7 protein-coding genes and 1 riboswitch are annotated in these 18,085 nt (G+C 68.8%); of the genes, 3 read left to right on the forward strand and 4 right to left on the reverse strand.

Going from position 1 to position 18,085, the window contains the following annotated elements; translation table 11 throughout:
- The first annotated feature begins 3 nt into the window (after window positions 1–3).
- Together OG709_RS29690 and OG709_RS29695 are read left to right on the forward strand one after the other, a co-directional pair.
- The gene (locus tag OG709_RS29690) at window positions 4–828 is read left to right on the forward strand and encodes an FAD binding domain-containing protein (RefSeq protein WP_326693743.1); all 825 of its coding nucleotides are present in this window, start codon (window positions 4–6) and stop codon (window positions 826–828) included.
- Window positions 825–3,626, forward strand: a complete 2,802-nt coding sequence (locus tag OG709_RS29695; protein ID WP_329168258.1) for a molybdopterin-dependent oxidoreductase — start codon at window positions 825–827, stop codon at window positions 3,624–3,626. The genes OG709_RS29690 and OG709_RS29695 overlap by 4 nt, the downstream gene beginning before the upstream one ends.
- A 137-nt stretch (window positions 3,627–3,763) precedes the next feature.
- On the opposite strand, the gene OG709_RS29700 is transcribed toward OG709_RS29695, so the two are convergent.
- From OG709_RS29700 to OG709_RS29715, 4 genes are all read right to left on the reverse strand, one after another.
- Window positions 3,764–4,180 (reverse strand): hypothetical protein, encoded by a 417-nt coding sequence (locus tag OG709_RS29700; protein WP_250305940.1) that lies wholly within the window; start codon window positions 4,178–4,180, stop codon window positions 3,764–3,766.
- 328 nt (window positions 4,181–4,508) lie between these two features.
- Window positions 4,509–6,827: a 5-methyltetrahydropteroyltriglutamate--homocysteine S-methyltransferase gene (gene metE, locus OG709_RS29705; protein ID WP_250305941.1), complete on the reverse strand. Its 2,319-nt coding sequence runs from the start codon at window positions 6,825–6,827 to the stop codon at window positions 4,509–4,511.
- Between the two features lie 160 nt (window positions 6,828–6,987).
- Window positions 6,988–7,206, reverse strand: a riboswitch (cobalamin riboswitch).
- A 307-nt stretch (window positions 7,207–7,513) separates the two neighbouring features.
- The gene (locus OG709_RS29710) at window positions 7,514–8,134 is read right to left on the reverse strand and encodes a hypothetical protein (RefSeq protein ID WP_250305943.1); all 621 of its coding nucleotides are present in this window, start codon (window positions 8,132–8,134) and stop codon (window positions 7,514–7,516) included.
- A 17-nt stretch (window positions 8,135–8,151) separates the two neighbouring features.
- The gene (locus tag OG709_RS29715) at window positions 8,152–14,493 is read right to left on the reverse strand and encodes an RHS repeat-associated core domain-containing protein (protein ID WP_329168261.1); all 6,342 of its coding nucleotides are present in this window, start codon (window positions 14,491–14,493) and stop codon (window positions 8,152–8,154) included.
- Window positions 14,494–14,929: 436 nt separating this feature from the next.
- Between OG709_RS29715 and OG709_RS29720 the strand changes: the two genes are divergently transcribed.
- Window positions 14,930–18,007, forward strand: coding sequence for an FG-GAP-like repeat-containing protein (locus OG709_RS29720; RefSeq protein ID WP_329168262.1), 3,078 nt, complete (start codon window positions 14,930–14,932; stop codon window positions 18,005–18,007).
- The last annotated feature ends 78 nt before the right edge of the window (window positions 18,008–18,085 follow it).

The raw sequence follows: 18,085 nt of genomic DNA on the forward strand, positions 1-18,085 counted from the left end.
GACATGGATCTGAACACGGTTCTCGACATCCGGGACGCACGCGGTCACGAGCCCTGGCGTCCGGGCGACGCCTGGCTCGGTGGCGGAACGTACCTCTTCTCCGAACCCCAGCCGCATCTGCGGCGGTTGGTGGACCTGAGCCGGACGGGCTGGGAGCCGCTCCGGACGCTGCCCGACCACTCGGTGGAGATCGCAGCCACGTGCACGATCGCGCAGCTGTCCCGGTTCGGGCGGACGCTCGATGCGACGGCCGCCCCCCTCATCGAGCAGTGCTGCCGGGCCTTCCTCGCCTCGTTCAAGATCTGGAACATGGCGACCGTCGGCGGGAACCTCTGCAACGCCCTGCCCGCCGGCCCGATGATCTCCCTCACCGCGGCCCTCGACGGCGAGTGCCTGCTCCAGGCCCAGGACGGATCGGTCCGGCAGGTGAGGACCACCGGCTTCGTCACCGGAGCCGGCCGCAAGGACCTGGCGGAGGGCGAGTTGCTGCGCTCGGTGACGATCCCCGCCCGCTCGCTGCGGTGCCGTACGGCTTTCCGGCAGGCGTCGCTCTACGGTCTCGGGCGTTCCGGCGCCCTCGTCATCGGGACGCTGGATCCGGTGGACGGTTCGCTGGCCGTGACCCTCACGGCCGCGACCCGACGGCCGTTCCGCCTCTGGTTCGCCCTGCCGCCGGACCGGGCCGAGTTGCGTGCGGCGATCACGTCGGCCGTGGGCGACGCCGACTGGTTCGACGACATCCACGGGCTGCCCGAGTGGCGGCGGCACATGGCCTTCCACCTCGCCGAGCAGGTCCGTCACGAACTCACCCGGGACGGTGCGCGATGAGCTTCCACATCCAGGTCAACGACCAGCCCTTCGCAGCCGAGCCCCGTCCCGGCCAGTGTCTGCGTACGTATCTGCGCGAGCGCGGCTGGTTCGGCGTGAAGAAGGGCTGCGACGCCGGAGACTGCGGCGCCTGCACGGTCCATGTGGACGGCGAGCCGGTCCACAGCTGTCTCTATCCGGCCGTACGGGCACAGGGCCGGTCGGTCACCACCGTGGAGGGCCTGGCCGGGAAGGACGGCGAACTCCACCCCGTTCAGCAGAAGTTCCTGGACGCCCAGGGCTTCCAGTGCGGGTTCTGCACCGCGGGGTTCCTGATGACCACGGCCGCCCTCGAACAGGAGAAGGGGTGCGCCCACGACGACGGCAAACTGGACGACCTCCCTCGGGCCTTCAAGGGCAACATCTGCCGCTGCACCGGATATCGCGCCATCGAGGACGCCGTCCGCGGGGTGAAACACACCGAACGCCCCTGCGCCGGGCAGGCGGTGGGCAAGAGCCTCGGCGCCCCGGCCGGACCCCAGGTCGTGACGGGCACCGCCCGGTACACCTTCGACGTCGAGGTCCCCGGCCTCCTCCACATGAAGCTGCTGCGCTCCCCGCACCCGCACGCCCGCATCCTGGCCATCGACACCTCCGCCGCCCTCCGCGTCCCCGGCGTCCACGCCGTCCTCACCCACGAGGACGCCCCCGCCACGCTGTACTCCAGTGCCCGGCACGAGCACCCCACCGCGGACCCCGACGACACCCGGGTCCTGGACGACACCGTCCGCTACATCGGCCAGCGCGTCGCCGCCGTCGTCGCGACGAGCGAGCAGGCGGCCGAAGAGGGCTGCCGACGGATCGAAGTGACCTACCAGGAGCTGCCGTTCGTCACCGATCCCGAGGAGGCCATGCGCACCGGCGCGCCCGTCATCCACGCCGGCAAGGGGCCGGAGGCGCGGATCGCCCGCGTCGAGAACAACGTGGCCGGTGAGGTGCACGGCGAGATCGGCTGCGTCGACGACGGATTCGCGGAAGCCGCGGTCGTCCACGAGGAGACCTTCCGTACACAGCGCGTCCAGCACGCCAGCCTCGAAACCCACGGCTGCGTCGCCTACTTCGAGCCGAAGGACGACAGCGCCGACGGCGCCGGCGAGCGGCTCACCGTGCGCTCCAGCACGCAGACCCCGTTCCTGACCCGGCGCGCGCTGTGCGCGCTCTACGGCCTTCCGGAGGACGAGGTCCGGGTGGTCGCGGGCCGGGTGGGCGGCGGCTTCGGCGGCAAACAGGAGATGCTGACCGAGGACATCGTCGTGCTCGCCGCGCTCAAGCTGCGCCGTCCGGTCAAGCTCGAATACACGCGTGCCGAGCAGTTCTACGGTGCCACCACCCGCCATCCGTTCACGATCCGCATCAAACTGGGCGCCCGTGCGGACGGCACGCTGACCGCGATCCAGATGCGCGTGGTCTCCAACACCGGCGCGTACGGCAACCACGGCCCTGCCGTGATGTTCCACAGCGTCGGCGAGTCCTTCGCCGTCTACCGGGCCCCGCACAAGAAGGTCGACGCGTACTCCGTCTACACCAACGGCGTTCCCGCGGGCGCCTTCCGTGGCTACGGCCTGGGCCAGGTCACCTTCGCCGTCGAGTCCGCCATGGACGAGCTGGCCCGCCGCCTGGACATGGACCCGCTCGCCTTCCGGGAGAAGAACATCATCGGCCCCGGCGATCACATGGCCAGTCCGATCGGCGAGGAGGAGGACCTGCACATCGCCTCGTACGGCCTCGCCCAGTGTCTGTCGATCGTCCGCCAGGCCATCGCGGACGACCGGAGCGCCGACGACGTACCGGAGGGGTGGCTCACCGGCCAGGGCACGGCCATGGCGATGATCGCGACCGGCCCGCCCGGCGGCCACTACGCCGACGCGACGGTCAGCCTCCTCGCCGACGGGACGTACGACATCGCCGTCGGCACGGCGGAGTTCGGCAACGGCACCACCACCGTCCACAAGCAGATCACCGCGGGCGCCCTCGACACCACGGTGGACCGGATCGCCATCCGCCAGTCCGACACCGACGTCGTCCGCCACGACACCGGGGCCTTCGGCTCGGCCGGTACGGTCGTGGCCGGCAAGGCGGTCCTGCTGGCCGCGGAGGCCCTGGCCGGGCGCCTGAAGACCTTCGCGGCCCGGTACACCGGAGTGGCCCGCCACCTGTGCACGCTCGGCGCGGAGGCGTTCGACTGCGCCGGCCGCACCGTCACGCTGAAGGAACTCCACGAGGCGGCCCGCGCCCAGGGGGCGCAGCACGAGACCACGGCGGAGGGCCACTGGGGCGGCAGCCCGCGTTCCGTGGCTTTCAACGCCCAGTGGTTCCGGATCGCCGTCGACCCGGACACGGGCGAGATGAAGATCCTGCGCAGCGTCCACGCGGCCGACGCCGGCAAGGTCATGAACCCTCTGCAGTGCCGGGGGCAGATCGAGGGCGGTGTCGCCCAGGCGTTGGGCGCCACGCTCTTCGAGACCGTACGGCTCGACGAGCGCGGTGAAGTAACCACGGCGGCGTTCCGGCGCTATCGCCTCCCGCAGTACGCCGATGTACCACGGACCGAGGTCCACTTCATGGAGACGACCGACGCGATCGGCCCGCTCGGAGCCAAGTCGATGAGCGAGAGCCCCTTCAACCCGGTGGCCCCCGCCTTCGCCAACGCGCTGCACGACGCCACCGGCATCCGTTTCACCGAGATGCCCGTGACCCGGGACCGCGTCTGGCTGGCGATGGACCGGCGGGCAGGGCGGCGGGCCGGTCCGGTGGCGTAGCCGAGCGCCGGGTCCGGGCGAGCGGCTCGGCCCGTGCGGTGACAACCGCCGCTCGGTGTTCGCCGCGTGCGGTGAACGTGACAGTGCCCCGGAGCCCACGGGGGCGCCGGGGCACTGCCGGACGGGAGGCCCGCCGGTCAGCGCACGGTCACGTAGAAGACCGGGGAGGCCGTGCTCCCGCTGACGATGCGCAGCTGGTTCTTGCCCTTGATGCCGAGCTCGACGCGCAGCGAGTAGCTGCCGTTGCGGTTGACGGGCGCAGAGGCGGGCAGGGTGACCCACTTGGCGCCCTGCTTCTGCTGCAGGGTCACCTTGGAGCCCGCCTTGAGGCCGGTCGTGGTGCCCGTCACGCGGAAGAGCTGCCAGGCCTTCACGGAGCTCACCGACGGCTTCGCGGTGATGGTGGCCTTCGCGGCGACGGTCTGCTGCGCGACGGTCGCGCTGGGCGCGGGCGAGGAGTCGGCCATCGCGGCGGTACCTGCCAGGGCGACGGTTGCGGCGGCGAGCGTGCTGACGGCAGCGATGCGCAGGGAGTGCCGCTTGGTGATGATCATGAGTGTTCCTTTCGAGGAGCTCTGATTTCACGCAATGGTGAGACAAATACCGTTGGTGTGGGTCTCACATCAAAAGACGACGTGTGGCCCGCATGCGTTGTTGGCGTTGTGTCACCGTCATGTAACAGGCTGGCCCGGCCCTCAGTGCCCGGCTCCCGGCTTCCGGCCCCCGGTCGTGTGAACTTCTCGGAAGTCCCAGCCGCCGTCGGTGCCGTCGGTGTCTTCGGCGTACGGCGGGGCCTCGGCGTACTCGGCGTACTCGGTGGCCTTCCGGTGAGGCCGGGGCCGGGGCGCTCGTGAACGCCCCGGCCCTCCTCACGCCTCTCGGTCAGGACGAGGGCAGCTCGCTGCGGACCGTGCGGGCCGCGGTGACCAGGTTCTCCAGAGACGCCCTGGTCTCGGGCCAACCACGGGTCTTCAGGCCGCAGTCGGGGTTGACCCACAGCCGTTCGGCGGGAATGGCCCGCAGTCCCTTGCGGAGCAGCGCGGCAGCCTCGTCGGCGTCGGGCACGCGTGGGGAGTGGATGTCGTACACACCGGGGCCCGCCTCGCGCGGGTAGCCGTGGGCGGCGAGTTCACGGGCGACCTGCATGTGGGAACGGGCGGCCTCCAGGCTGATGACGTCGGCGTCGAGGTCGTCGATGGCCTGGACGATGTCGCCGAACTCCGCGTAGCACATGTGGGTGTGGATCTGGGTGTCCGGACGCACCCCGCTGGTGGTGAGCCGGAACGACTCGGTGGCCCAGTCCAGGTACGCGGCACGGTCGGCGGTCCGCAGCGGCAGGGTCTCGCGCAGCGCGGGCTCATCGACCTGGATGACCGAACTGCCGCTCACTTCCAGGTCGTTCACCTCGTCGCGCAGGGCGAGAGCGACCTGCCGGGCGGTGTCGCCGAGTGGCTGGTCGTCGCGGACGAAGGACCAGGCGAGCATGGTGACGGGCCCGGTGAGCATGCCCTTGACCGGGCGGTCGGTGAGCGACTGGGCGTACGAGGTCCAGCGCACCGTCATCGGTTCGGGGCGGGAGATGTCGCCGGCCAGGATCGGTGGGCGGACGTAGCGGGTGCCGTAGGACTGGACCCAGCCGTGCCGGGTGGCGAGGTAGCCGGTGAGCTGTTCGGCGAAGTACTGGACCATGTCGTTGCGTTCCGGCTCGCCGTGCACCAGGACGTCGATGCCGGTCATCTCCTGGAAGGAGATGACCTCACCGATCTCGGCCCTGATCCGCTCCTCGTAACCGGCCGTGTCGATCCGGCCCGCACGCAGGTCGGCGCGGGCCGTGCGCAGTTCATCGGTCTGCGGGAACGAGCCGATGGTGGTCGTCGGCAGCAACGGCAGCCCGAGGTGGGCCCGTTGGGCGGCGGCCCGCGCGGTGTACGGCTGGGAGCGGCGGCCGTCGGCGTCGGTGACGGCGGCGGCCCTGGCGCGTACGGCCGGGTCGTGGGTGAGGGGGGAGGCCGCCCGGGAGGCGAGAGCGGCCCGGTTGGCGGCGAGTTCCGCGGTGATGGCGCCGGTGCCCTGTGCCAGCCCCTTGGTCAGGGTGACGATCTCGGCGGTCTTCTGCCGGGCGAAGGCGAGCCAGCGAAGGATCTGCGGTTCGATGTCCCTCTCGGGCGCCGTGTCGAGCGGGACGTGCAGCAGGGAGCAGGAGGCAGCCACGTCGACCCGGTCGGCGAGGCCGAGAAGAGTGGCGAGGGTGGCCAGCGACTTCTCGTGGTCGTTGATCCAGACATTGCGGCCGTCGACGACCCCTGCGACGAGCCGCTTGCCGGGCAGCCCGCCGACGGCGGCGAGGTCTTCGAGGTTGGCGGCGGCAGCGTCCGTGAAGTCCAGCGCCAGACCGTCCACCGGGGCTTTCGCCAGTACGGGGAGCGCCTCGCCGAGCCGGTCGAAGTAGGAGGCGACGAGCAACTTGGGCCGGTCGCTCAGGCCGCCGAGCTCGCGGTAGGCGTGGGCGGCGGCGCCCAGCTCGGCCGGGGAACGGTCCTGGACCAGTGCGGGCTCGTCGAGCTGTACCCACTGCGCGCCGGCGGCCCGCAGATCGGCGAGTACCTCGGCGTAGACCGGCAACAGCCGGTCCAGCAGGGTGAGCGGCTCGAAATCGGCGGCCACCCCGGGGGCGGGTTTGGCGAGCAGGAGATAGGTGACGGGGCCGACCAGCACGGGCCGGGCGGTGTGTCCGAGCGCGAGGGCTTCCGTCAGCTCGGTGACCTGCTTGGTGGAGTCGGTGGTGAAGACGGTGTCCGGGCCGAGTTCGGGGACGAGGTAGTGGTAGTTGGTGTCGAACCACTTGGTCATCTCCAGCGGCGCCACGTCCTGGGTGCCGCGGGCCATCGCGAAGTAGCCGTCGAGTGCGTCGGCGGTGACGGCCTCGCGGTGCCTCCGGGGCACGGCGCCGACCATGACGCTGGTGTCCAGGACGTGGTCGTAGTACGAGAAGTCGCCTGTGGGCACCTCGTGGACACCGGCATCCGCCAGTTGACGCCAGTTGGACCGGCGCAGACCGGCCGCAGTCTCCCGGAGGGCGTCGGCGGTGACCCGGCCCTTCCAGTAACCCTCGATGGCCTTCTTCAGTTCCCGGTTCGGGCCCTGGCGGGGGTAGCCGTACACGGTGGCCCGTGCTGCCGCGGCTGCGGACTTCGCTGTCACGGAAATCTCCTTCGCGAGATGACTCCTTGAGATCCCGGAGACGGGACACGGACGCGAAGGGTAGCGAACCGGACAGATCGGTCGCGCCGTTGAGGCGCCCGTCCGTCTGGTGTGTACGCCGACCCGCCCACGAGGTCACCGGGATATCCGTACGCGAGGGATCGCGTACGGGCAACGGGCAGGTCTTCGGACTCGCGGGCGCGTCCGCCGAGGCGGACACCTACTGGCCGTCGCTTCCCAGGTCCCGTCTCGGGTCCCAGTGCGTATGACGGCGGTCGTTCCCACTCACCGCTGCGGGGCAGTCCCGGATTCCCACCGGGTTCCCTCTTGCGACGCGCCTGCCTGGCGGACAGGGCGAACCAGCTGCACGGGCCAGACTAGAGGGTCGTTCGCCGCGTGGGCACCGCGGTTCACATTCCGGTACGTGAATTGAGACACCGGGCCGGTCCGGCGACCGGCGGGACCTGTGCGAAGAGGTTCCTCGAACTCGGCGTAGAGCGGATCCGGGCTGTCCGGCGAGTCCGCCCGCTCCCCGGACCGCCGTGTGCGGTGAGGGCGACGCGTGGCGGTTCCGCCAGCACCCGCAGGCCAAGGGCGAGGTCCATGAGGGCTACAGCTGCCTGGCTCGGGAACTCGTCGGCGGTCTCATGCGCTCCGTGAGAATCGGGGTGAGACTTCACCAGCCCTTAGAATCCCAGAATTCCGCCAATGATTGCGAATACCAAGGCGATGAAGAAGCATGCGTCAGCGACCGGAGAGATTGTGAACCTAGTCGAAAACGGAGGTGGTACCGCTCCCTTCCGTCGTTTTTTCATGTGCCACTCGATGCGTTCTGCGGCGCGATTTGCCGATCCTACGAAAGTGTCAATCACTGATCCGCCGAATGCGGTAGAGTAGATCTCTTTACCTTCCCGTGTGACCAGATTGAGTGTCCCCCCGTTTCCTCCGCGTACTTCGATGATGCTGTTGTAGGGCACGGTGTGCGTCATCAGTGGATTAATGACCGTCACGGTTACGGAACTCAGCGCAATGCGCGACCTCATGATGCGTCGGATAAGCGCGATGACGAAGAGGGAAACGGCTACGCCGATCGCCATTCCGCCCTCGGGGTGGGAAGCGAAGCCAATGAGCAATCCTACCGATACGAGTCCGAATCCGGTGGTGCTGACCCAGGAGATTATCTTGAAAGACAGCCTCCATAGGATTTCATCCTCGCGTTTTTTCGGCACGGTCGCCTTCCCTTTCTGGTGGTTGCGCGACTGTCGCGCAACTGGTGCGGGTGGGTGAGTGATGTTCATCTCACCCACCCGCACCATGATTTTGATTAGCAAACTCCGCCGTAGGAGCCTGCGCTGGCATTACCTGAGCCGCAGAATACCGTATTGGAAATCGCGTTGACGCTCATGTTGCCGTATGTGGTGCCCCAGTCGATTGCCCCACCTGGGCTATCAGTTGATGTCCAACTCCTGGAGCCCCCGCCGACGCCGCGGGTGCCCGGCACCTTCGTACGGTACGCACGTGGGAGGCGGGCGATCGCGTTTCCTCGATAAGCGGCACCCCAGCTTCTGGCGCCGCCGGCCAGTCTGCCGTAGACGGCTGCGCTGCCGCCGCCAACGGCTGTCCAGGCGAGGTCTTTCGACAACGCGGCAACGTCCCAGTTTCCGGTTCCGATACCGTCTCCGAGGAATTTAGCAGCGGCTATTCCGGCTCCCACAGCGATGCAGGTACCGGCGCTTGCGACGATGCACACTCCAAAGCCGACGATTGCGGAGTAGTTCTTTATGTCATCCCAGTGATTGCCTACCCATTGGGCTGCTCCTGTATTTTTTGCGTTCGTCCAGGCGGCACCCCAGTTGCCCTTCATGATGCTTCCGAAGATGCCGTCCTTCTTCCGCTGTGCCGCCTGGGCAGCCTTTCTCTGGTTCTCTCGTTTGATGGCTTGTGCCTTCTGCCGTGCTGCCTCGGCCTTTCGGCTTTCAGCGGCGTACTTGCGCTGCTGGGCCTTGGCGTTGCCGTCGTCGATCATGTAGTGGGCGGGGTTGGCCCGGTACGCGGCGTACTTCTTCTGGGACGCCTTGTCCTTTTTCGGGGTCTGGTTCCAGACCCATTTTCCGTTCTTGTAGGTGTAGCCGGCGTTCATGCCGCGTTCGGCTGCCCAGCGGTCGTCGGACGACTGGCCGCCGTCGGTGGGGCCGAGGGGACGCAGGCCGGTGGGGTCGGACTGGGTGATGGGGTTGTTGTGGGCGTAGGAGTAGGCGTTCATCTGGGCTGGTTCGTCCGTGTCGATGACGGGGTCGACGGAGAGGAAGCGGCCGAGGGTGGGGTCGTACTCGCGTGCGCCGAGGTGGGTGAGGCCGGTGGGGTCGTTGGTGCCGCCCACGAAGCCTCGGGTACCGGGGAGGGTTTCGCTCTCCTCGGAGCGGAGCTGGCCGAAGGGGAGTTGCTTGCGGCGGGTGATGGCCAGGGTGCCGGCTGCGATGGCAGCTGTTGCCGTGCCCTGGTGGTCGTTGATGAGGTAGGAGAAGCCCTTGCTGGTGCGTACGGCCACGGTCTCGTCGCCGTGGCTGTAGTAGCGGGTGGCGTCCTTGACGCCCGCCGCGGTGACGGTGAGCTGGTTGTTCCCGGGCAGGTTCAGGGTCGTACTGCCGTCGGCTTCGTGGGTCAGGAGCCGGTCGCCGTCGGCGTCGTAGAGGTAGTCGGTGCTCTTGCCGTTCTCGGTGAGGGACTTGAGGTGTCCCTCGTCGTCCCAGGCGAGCTTCTGCTGTCTGTCGGCGAGGGTGCGGTCGGTGGTGTTGCCGGCCTTGTCGTAGCCGAAGGTGCTCTTCTTGCCGTCGTCGGCGCCGCCCTTGACGGCAGCGGTCTGCACCGCGTGCGGGAGCGGCTTGCCCGCGGCGGGCTGGGTGTAGGTGGTCGTGCTGTCGGCGCCCGCGAGGACCCCGGTGCCGTGGTCGGTCTGCTTGGTGCGGTTACCCAGGGCGTCGTAGGTGAAGCTCTGCCAGTAGGCGGAGGGTCCGCCGACGCCGGCCGCGGACGGCTTGGCCGTACAGTCCTTGGTCGCCGTCCAGGCTTCGGTCAGGCGGCCGAGGGCGTCCTGGGTGAAGCACTGGGTGTCCACGGTGCGGGCGGCGTCCTGCCCGGAGGCAGTGGTCAGCCCGGTGATGTTCCCGTCGTCGTCGTAGCTCCAGGTGGAGTCGTCGATGCGCTGGGGTGCCAGATCACGGTCCGTGGTCTGCCGGGTGAGTCGGCCGGTCTGCAGGTCGTAGGCGCGGCTGCGGTAGACCTTCTTGCCGAGGGCGCCGTACTCGGTGCGGGTGGGGCGCGACCACACGTCGTAGACGCTGTTCCCGACGAGGATCACCGCTCCCGCGGTGCTCTTGAGCGGCAGGTTGCCCGGTCCGTAGACCGTGGTGACACGTTCGCCGGGGAGGTTGCCGACAGCGGGCTGCTTCAGCCATTCCTGCTGGCCGGTGTACTTGTTGTAGCCGAAGGTCCAGTCGTAGGTCCCGGCGACGCTTCCGGCTCCGGACGGGATCGTGACGCTGCTCGCGGTGGGCTCGTAGGCGTCGTTGTAGGCGGTGACGGCGCTGGTGTACTCCGCTCCGTCCACGTAGCGGGTGCTGGTGGCGGGCTGCCCCTTGGCGACGGTGTCGTAGGTGTGGGCGGTGAGGGTGGTGCTCCCCTTCTTGACGGCCGTCTCGCGCCCGAGTTCGTCGTAGGTGGTGGTCAGCGTGGTCCCGCGGGCGTCGGTGACCGTCGCCGCACGGCCGAGCTTGTCGTACGTGGTGGTCGTGGGGCCCTTGTCGGGGTCATCGGTGCTGACCTGCTGGCCACGGGCGTCGAAGGTCCAGGTCCAGGTGTTGCCGGACGGGTCGGTGACCTTCACCGGCTCGCCGTACTTGCCGTAGGTGTATGCCGTCTTCTGCGACGCGGTGCGTGCGGCGTCGGTGTACTCCAGGAGTTCGCTGGTGCGGCCCAGTGCGTCGGTGACCGTCGTGGTCGCCGTCCCGCCCGCCGGCGGGATGACGGTGGTGCGGTCACCGGCGTACTCGGTGCGGGTGCGCCGGGTCTCGTCCCCGTAGGTGCGGGCGACCGCGGCCGTCACACGGCTCATCCCGTCGTACACGTTCTCCGTCATGGACGGAATCTTGTTGTCCGGTGCGCTGGTGAGCACCGTCGACGGGGCGCCCTCCGCGTAGTAGGAGTCGTAGGTCTTCCAGGCGTTGCCCCGGGTGTCGTAGAGCGTCTCGGTGACCAGGCGGTCCTTCGTACCCAGCGCCGGGGCCTGGGTCTCGCGCGGGCGCAGCATGCCGTCGAGCAGTTCGTAGGTGCTCGCGTACGAGCCGTCGTACTGCAGGGATTTGGTGGCGACCGCGTTGGCGGCCGTTCTGGAGACCGTGTAGGTGTACGCGGTGGCGGGCTGGTCGGCGTGCGCGCTCTTCGGCCAGCTCGGTGTCCATGCCCTCACGGTGCGGCCGAGGCCGTCGTACTCGGCGTCGGAGCGCTTGCCGTTGGGATCCACGACAGCTGTCGCGAGGCCCCGGGCCGGGTCGTACGTCGTGGTCGCGGCGTGACCGAGCGCGTTGGTCACGGTGCTGGAGGTCGGTGCGGCGACGGTGGCCGGGGTGTAGGCGGTCCTGGTGGTCTTCGCGTCCGCGTCGGTGTCGGTCAGTTCACGGCCGTGCTGGTCGTAGGTGTGGGTGGCGGTGGTGAGGTACCCGGTGCCCTTGTCGTCCTGCTCGTCCAGCCGTGTCACGTCGCCCTTGACGGGAGCGGTGTCGAGGCCGGTGGCGTCGTCGTAGTAGTGGCGTTCGACGGAGACGAGGTCGGCGGGCAGGGACGCGGTCGCATCGCAGGCCACGGCGGTGGTCCTGATCTCCTTGACGAGAGTCAGGATGTTCTTGTCCGCGTTCTTCGCGTACGAGGTGGTGGTGCACTCCTCGTCGCCGCTCCCGGCGGTGTCGCCGAGGGCGGACTCGGTCAGGATCTGCCCGTTGTCGTCAAAGGTGCGATCGGTGCGCGTGGTACGCCACTTGTCGCCGCCCAGGGAGGTGCGGTTGGTCTCCGAGGCGTCCCCGGTGGCGTATGCGTACTGCGTGGGCAGCCCGGTGCGCGTGTGGGTCGCGGTGGCGGCCGAGCGCCAGGGGGTGTGGCTGAGGGTGGATTCCAGCGTTCCGCCGTCGCCGTTGTAGGTGGCCTCCTCGCGGGTCATCCCGGCGAAGGCGGGGTGGTCGGTGACCGCCTTGCCCTCGTGGTCGGTGACCTTGGCCCCTTCGATACCCCGGAAGTAGCGGTACTCGCTGAGGGTCTGCTTGCCCTCGGCCGGGGCCCCGGTGCGGACCTGGACACGGCCGTAGCCCTTGCGGTCGCCGTAGGTGAGGTACTTGGCCTTGGTGAACTCGTCACCCTGCTCCTTGGCCCACGCGAGACCGTCGAGGTAGGCGTAGTCGGTCTCCTTGACGGGCGCGCCGCCCGTGTTGTCGCTCTCCAGGATCTGGTCGACGACGTAGGAGTGGAACCAGTCGAGGTACGGCTCGTATTCGGCCGCGGGCGCGTCCGGCGGGGACCACATCACCGGGTAGCAGCGCCGGGTGTTGGACTCCGGCTTCGGTATGCTGCCCGGCTTGCAGTCCGGGGCCGAGTAGGTGACGCCAAGCGTGGAGCCGGACTCGGTGTTCACCGCGTGCACGCGGTAGCGCACGAGGGGCGGGACCGGGTCGGGCCGTCCGCCGGTCGTCGCGCCCTCGACGCGGTTGGCGAGCTGCTGACCCAGGAACGTGACGGCGGGCAGGCTCACGTCGCCCGTGCCGGTGTGCCCGGTCCGGGTGATCGAGTCCAGCCACAGGGCCGGTGAGGAACCGTCGCCGGTCGAGGGGAACTGCTGGGCCAGCGCCCAGGAGTCGACAGGCTTGTAGGCGCTGCCGACGAGAACCGAGGTGTCGATCTTCGTGAGGCGCTTGCGGGTCCAGAAGGACGGTGAGTAGCGGTCCTTGCACTGCTCGCCCTCCTTGCAGTACTGGTCGAACGGTACGTCCGGCCAGTTCTTCGCATGGGTCTTGTCGAAGGTCGCGCAGTCGCTCAGGCAGCGCTCGGACGTCGTGAACGTGACCTTGGCCGCGGCCTTCTTGGTGTACATCGCGTTCGAGCGCAGCCCGTAGTCGATGTGGTCCAGCCAGCCGCCCCGGTCGTAGGGCGTGGCGGTGGAGGCGCCGGTGTCCGGATTGACGTCGCGGCCGTAGGAGTTGGACTCCTTGTTCCAGTAGTAGGCCATCGCGTCGGAGTGCGGGTCCACGACGTAGTCGAGGTTCCAGCGCCACGCCTGCTTGCACCACGAGTCCTTGTACGCGTCCGCTTGGCAGGGCTCGCCCTTCTGGTTGCCGTACACCGGCACCGTCCAGGTGGAGTTGGTCTCCGGATCGCCCTCGACCCAGTTGGGGAGACGGTTGTAACCGAAGTAGTAGCGCGTGCCGTCGGGGGTCGTCACCCGCCAGTACTCGCCGTCGTTGTCGCCGTTGCCCCGGTTCGCGCTGGTGAGCTTGTCGACCTTCGTGCCGTCGTCGCTCTCCAGGTGCCAGTCCCCGGTCTTGTCGTCCTTGATCAGGACGTTGGACTGGCCGCCGAGGTTGAGGATCGCGTTGTCGCTCTTCCAGCACAGGTCACCGCTCTTGGCGGTGCCGTTGCCGTCCTTCACGTCGTCGGCGCAGGAGATGTACCGGCGCTCGATGTAGCCGGGCTCCATGGACCAGCCGTCGCCGATCCAGTTCGCCTGGTTGTTCGTGGCCGCCGTACGCCCGTCGACCGACTGGGAGCTGTAGCTCAGCGCCAGGTCCGGTTGCGTGCCGCCGGGAACGTCCGGGGTGTCCAGGGCGTAGTTCCAGGAGAAGCCGCCGTTGGAGCCGCCCGCCGACCAGGTGGACGAGGGGGCCAGCGAGGTGGCACCGAAGTCACCCGCGGAGCCGGAGGCGGAGGCCGTCGCGGCCAGCAGTACCGTGCCGCTGGTTGCCGAGAGCCCCGTTGCCGAACGTGCGGAACGCGGCGCCTCGGTCACCGGGTCCTGGCCTGTCGTGGCGGCCCCGTCCAGTGGAACGGTGGCGGTGAGAGTGCCTGCCTCCGTGTCGTTGACGACACCGGGCAGGTCCTCCCCGGTGCCGCAGCCCTTGGTCGCCCCGGTGAGCGCGCAGGCGGGCAGACGACGCAGTGTCAGGCGCGAGGCCCAGTCGCCCCCGTAGGCGCCGCGTACACCCGCGTAGTCCACCCGTACGTCGACCTTGCCCGGGGCTCCGGCTTCGGGTCGGACGGCCAGGAGCAGTCCGTCGATCCCCAGGTGCTCGGTCGCCTCCCGGTCCAGTACCTGGACGGTGGCCTTCGTCGGGGCGGAGCCGGTGGAGCGGGAACGCCGCATCTCGACCGGGAGTCCGCCCGCCTTCGCGCGGGAGCGGTCGGCCTCCGGCAGACGGACCGTGGCCACCCCGGCCTTCGGCCACGACACCTTCGGGGTCTTCCAGGCGTGCCCCCGGGTCTCGTCCTTCAGCCCGAGCTGGTGTGTCCTGGCCTGCGCCGTCGGCACAGGTTTCGGCTTCGTGCCCTCCATCAGGTCCAGCCCGGTCGCTGCGGCTACCGGACCACCGATCAGCCCGGCTCCCAGCAACCCGGCCAGTGTGCCGGCCACCCACCGGGCGCGACGTCCGACTCCTCGCGGAGACGCACCGACAAGGCGTGTACCGCCTCGCCTCCCTCTTCGCCATTCAGGCACAACAGCTCCTCAATCTTCACAACATGGAGAGCAAGGAATTTAGCAACCATAAAGACTGGGTCAACAAGCGCCTGTCTATGTCGACATGGATTCGTTATCGGAACGACGGTTCGACGTACGGTAAATGGCACGGGAGGGCGAGTAATCCGGCCCGAAAATACCGAGTTTGGCACGCTTGCGACCACTGTGGCCTGTGCGTTTCCCGTGCGATTCCACGGCGAAGCGATCAAAGTGTTCAATTCAGACATGCAAGATAAAGTTCACTTAAGGGGGGTGATGAGTCGCCTGGAGCGAGCCAGGGAAGGGAGTTGTATGGTCTTCCAGCTCGTAAAGACAAAGAATAGGAACAGTAATGAAGCGCACTGATGGGCGCAGAAGATGGGCAACTGGAGTGGCCGTAGCGGCTGTTCTCGCCTCGGCGCTGACCGGCCCGGCCGTGCTCGCCGGGCCGGCTGCCGCGGACGACACCGCCCCGGCCGTCGCCACGCCTGAAGCGCGTGCGGCGCAGAAAGCGGCAGACGGCGGCGAGCCGGTCGAGGTGCTGTCACGGCGTACGGAGACCTCGCAGGTCTTCGCGAACCCGGACGGGACCTTCACGGAGGACCGCTACGCCGTCGCTCAATGGACCCGCAAGGACGGAAAGCTCGTCGACATCGACACCCGTCTGAGCCGCGCAGCCGACGGCTCCGTCCGGCCCCGGGCGACCACCGTCGGGCTGGAGTTCGGCGGCGGAGGCGGTGACACCCTGGCCACCATCCGCCGCGACGGGCGCGCCATGACGTTCAAGTGGCCCGCCCCACTGCCACGACCTCTCATCGAGGACGACACCGCGACCTACCCGGAAGTCCTGCCCGGAGTCGACCTCAAGCTGCGTGCCGACGCCTCGGGCTTCGCCCAACTCCTCGTCGTCAAGACCCCCGAGGCCGCCACCGACCCGGCGCTGCGCACCCTCGCGTACCGTGTGCGGGGCGACGGGGTCTCGGTCGATGCCGACGAGCACGGAAACCTGTCAGCGGTCGACCCGGCCGGGCAGACCCTCTTCACGGCCCCCACCCCGCGCATGTGGGACAGCAGTTCCTCCGCGGGCGCCGCCATCACCGCCCGCAGCGCCGCCGAGCCGGCCGGTCCGCCTCCGCCGGCCTCGGAGTTCGAACCCGCCCACGGGGCACGGCAGTCGGCGATGCCCGTCAAGCTCGACGGCGAGTCGCTGGAACTGACCCCGGACCAGGACCTGTTGACCGGTGAGGGGACCCGGTACCCGGTCTTCATCGACCCGTATGTCGACGGCTCGCGCTACTCGTGGACCATCGCGTACAAGAAGTACCCCAACAGCTCCTTCTTCAACGGGGCGGGCTGGGGCGGCTCCGGCAGCAAGACGACCGAGGCGCGGGCCGGGTACGAGAACGAGACCAACGGGCTCGCGCGCTCCTACTTCCGGATGAACACCAAGAACCTGTGGAGCACGGACAAGCAGGTGGTCAAGTCCACCTTCCGGATCAAGAACACCTGGTCCTGGTCGTGCACCAAAAAACCCGTGAACCTCTGGCGCACGGCGGTGATCGGAGCCTCGACCACCTGGAACAACCGTCCCACCCGGCGGGAGAAGATGGACGCCGTCACGGACGCCAAGGGCTGGGGCTCGGGCTGCCCGGCGGGCAACCTCGCCTTCGACGTGACCAAGGGCGCCAAGGACGCCGCCTCCAGCAAGTGGAACACCATCACCCTGGAGCTGTCCGCCGGCAGTGAGACCGACGTCTACGGCTGGAAGAAGTTCGACGCCAAGTCCGCCGCCATGTCGACGCAGTACAACACCCCGCCCAGCGCTCCCACCGGCCTGGACACCAGCCCCTCCACCAAGAACGACACGGCCTGCAACGTCAGCCCCTTCGGCCGGATCGGCAACACCGACGTCTACCTGAACGCCAAGGTCACCGACAAGGACGGCGGCACGGTCAAGGCCAGGTTCAACCTCTGGGCCACCGGGCACCACCCCAACGACGACCCCAAGGGCAAGATCCTCGTCGACCAGACCGTCTCGGTGACCTCGGGCACGGTCGCCCGTCTCAAGGTCCCGAAGGCCACTCTCATCGCCGGTGTCGGTACGGCGAACGGCAACTTCTCCTGGAAGGCCCAGGCGCTCGACGCGACCGCCTCGTCGGACTGGACCCCCACCAAGGGCGCTGCCGGTTGCCGCTTCGTCTTCGATCCCGACCGTCCCAGCACACCGCCCACCGTGACGTCCAAGCAGTTCCCCGACGGCTCCGACGGCGTCCCCACGACCACGGGCCACGTGCGCACCGAGGGGACGTTCACCCTCGGCAGCGGTGGCGTCAAGGACGTCGCCCAGTACCGGTACTGGACCGACACCGACAAGACCAAACGCACCCTGACTCCGGCCACCACCAGCGCGAGCGTGACCGTCAAGCTGACCCCGACCCTCGCGGGCGGCCACCACTTCTACGCCGAGAGCATCGACCAGGCGGGCAACGTCTCCGACCCCGCCGACTACCTCTTCTACGTCTTCGGCCCCGAACGCCCCGACCAGCCGGGCGACATCAACGGTGACGGCAACCCCGACCTGTGGGCCGTGGACAAGGACGGCCTCCTGCACCGCTTCTACGGAGCCGGAGACGGCACCGCCAGCGACGGCACCGCGACCGCGTCCAACTCCACCTGGAAGAACGTGCGGATCACCCACCGCGGTGACTGGACCAACGACGGCTACGAAGACCTCATCGCCCTGCGCCACGACGCCGACACGAACTCCGACCGCCTCTGGATCCACCCGAACAACGGATACGGCTTCGCCTGCACCGCCTGCACGGAAGAGGCCGGAGGCGTACGGCAGGAACTCACCCTCTACGACGAGGCCAACGACCACTGGCAGGGCGCCGATCAGATCCTCGCCATCGGCGACGTCGACGGCCCGCTGGACACCGACGGGGACGGCGAACCCGACGCCCCCGGCCACCCGGACCTCCTCGTCAAACAGGGTGACCTGCTGTGGCTGTACTACGGAACCGACGACAACCGCCTCGACCTGGACCGCGAACCCGTCCTCATCGGCGACGACAACTGGGCGAACATGGACCTCTTCGCACCCGGCGACACCGACGGCGACGGCCACGTCGACCTCGGCGCACGTGACCGGACCACCGGCGCTCTCTACATCTACCGCGGCACCGGCGAGGACGGCGACGGCCTGGCCGACCAGTCCCAGCGCCTTCAGGCCGGTTCCAGCTTCACCACGGCCGCCAACCCCCTCATCACCTCACCGGGCGACGCCGACCACAGCGGCTTCTTCGACCTCTGGTACACCCGCGTCTCAGGCGGCGCCGCCACACTCATCGGCTACCGCGACCCGGCCACCGACCACAAGACCAAGGTCGAGATGAAGCAGGACTTCACCGGCTACACAACCATCAGCTGACCCACCACGAACACCCCGACCGGTAACTGCTGACGGTGTCCGTGGACGCCGGCACGGAGCGGGCTCGAATCCACCCCA

Origin of the sequence: Streptomyces sp. NBC_01267 (genome assembly GCF_036241575.1) — a bacterium.
GTDB lineage: Bacteria > Actinomycetota > Actinomycetes > Streptomycetales > Streptomycetaceae > Streptomyces.

Bases quoted from the DNA above. Each gene is read 5' to 3' on its own strand.
- OG709_RS29700 (WP_250305940.1), bottom strand. From the start codon at position 4,180: ATGATCATCACCAAGCGGCACTCCCTGCGCATCGCTGCCGTCAGCACG.
- OG709_RS29720 (WP_329168262.1), top strand. From the start codon at position 14,930: ATGAAGCGCACTGATGGGCGCAGAAGATGGGCAACTGGAGTGGCCGTA.
- OG709_RS29695 (WP_329168258.1), top strand. From the start codon at position 825: ATGAGCTTCCACATCCAGGTCAACGACCAGCCCTTCGCAGCCGAGCCC.
- OG709_RS29690 (WP_326693743.1), top strand. From the start codon at position 4: ATGGATCTGAACACGGTTCTCGACATCCGGGACGCACGCGGTCACGAG.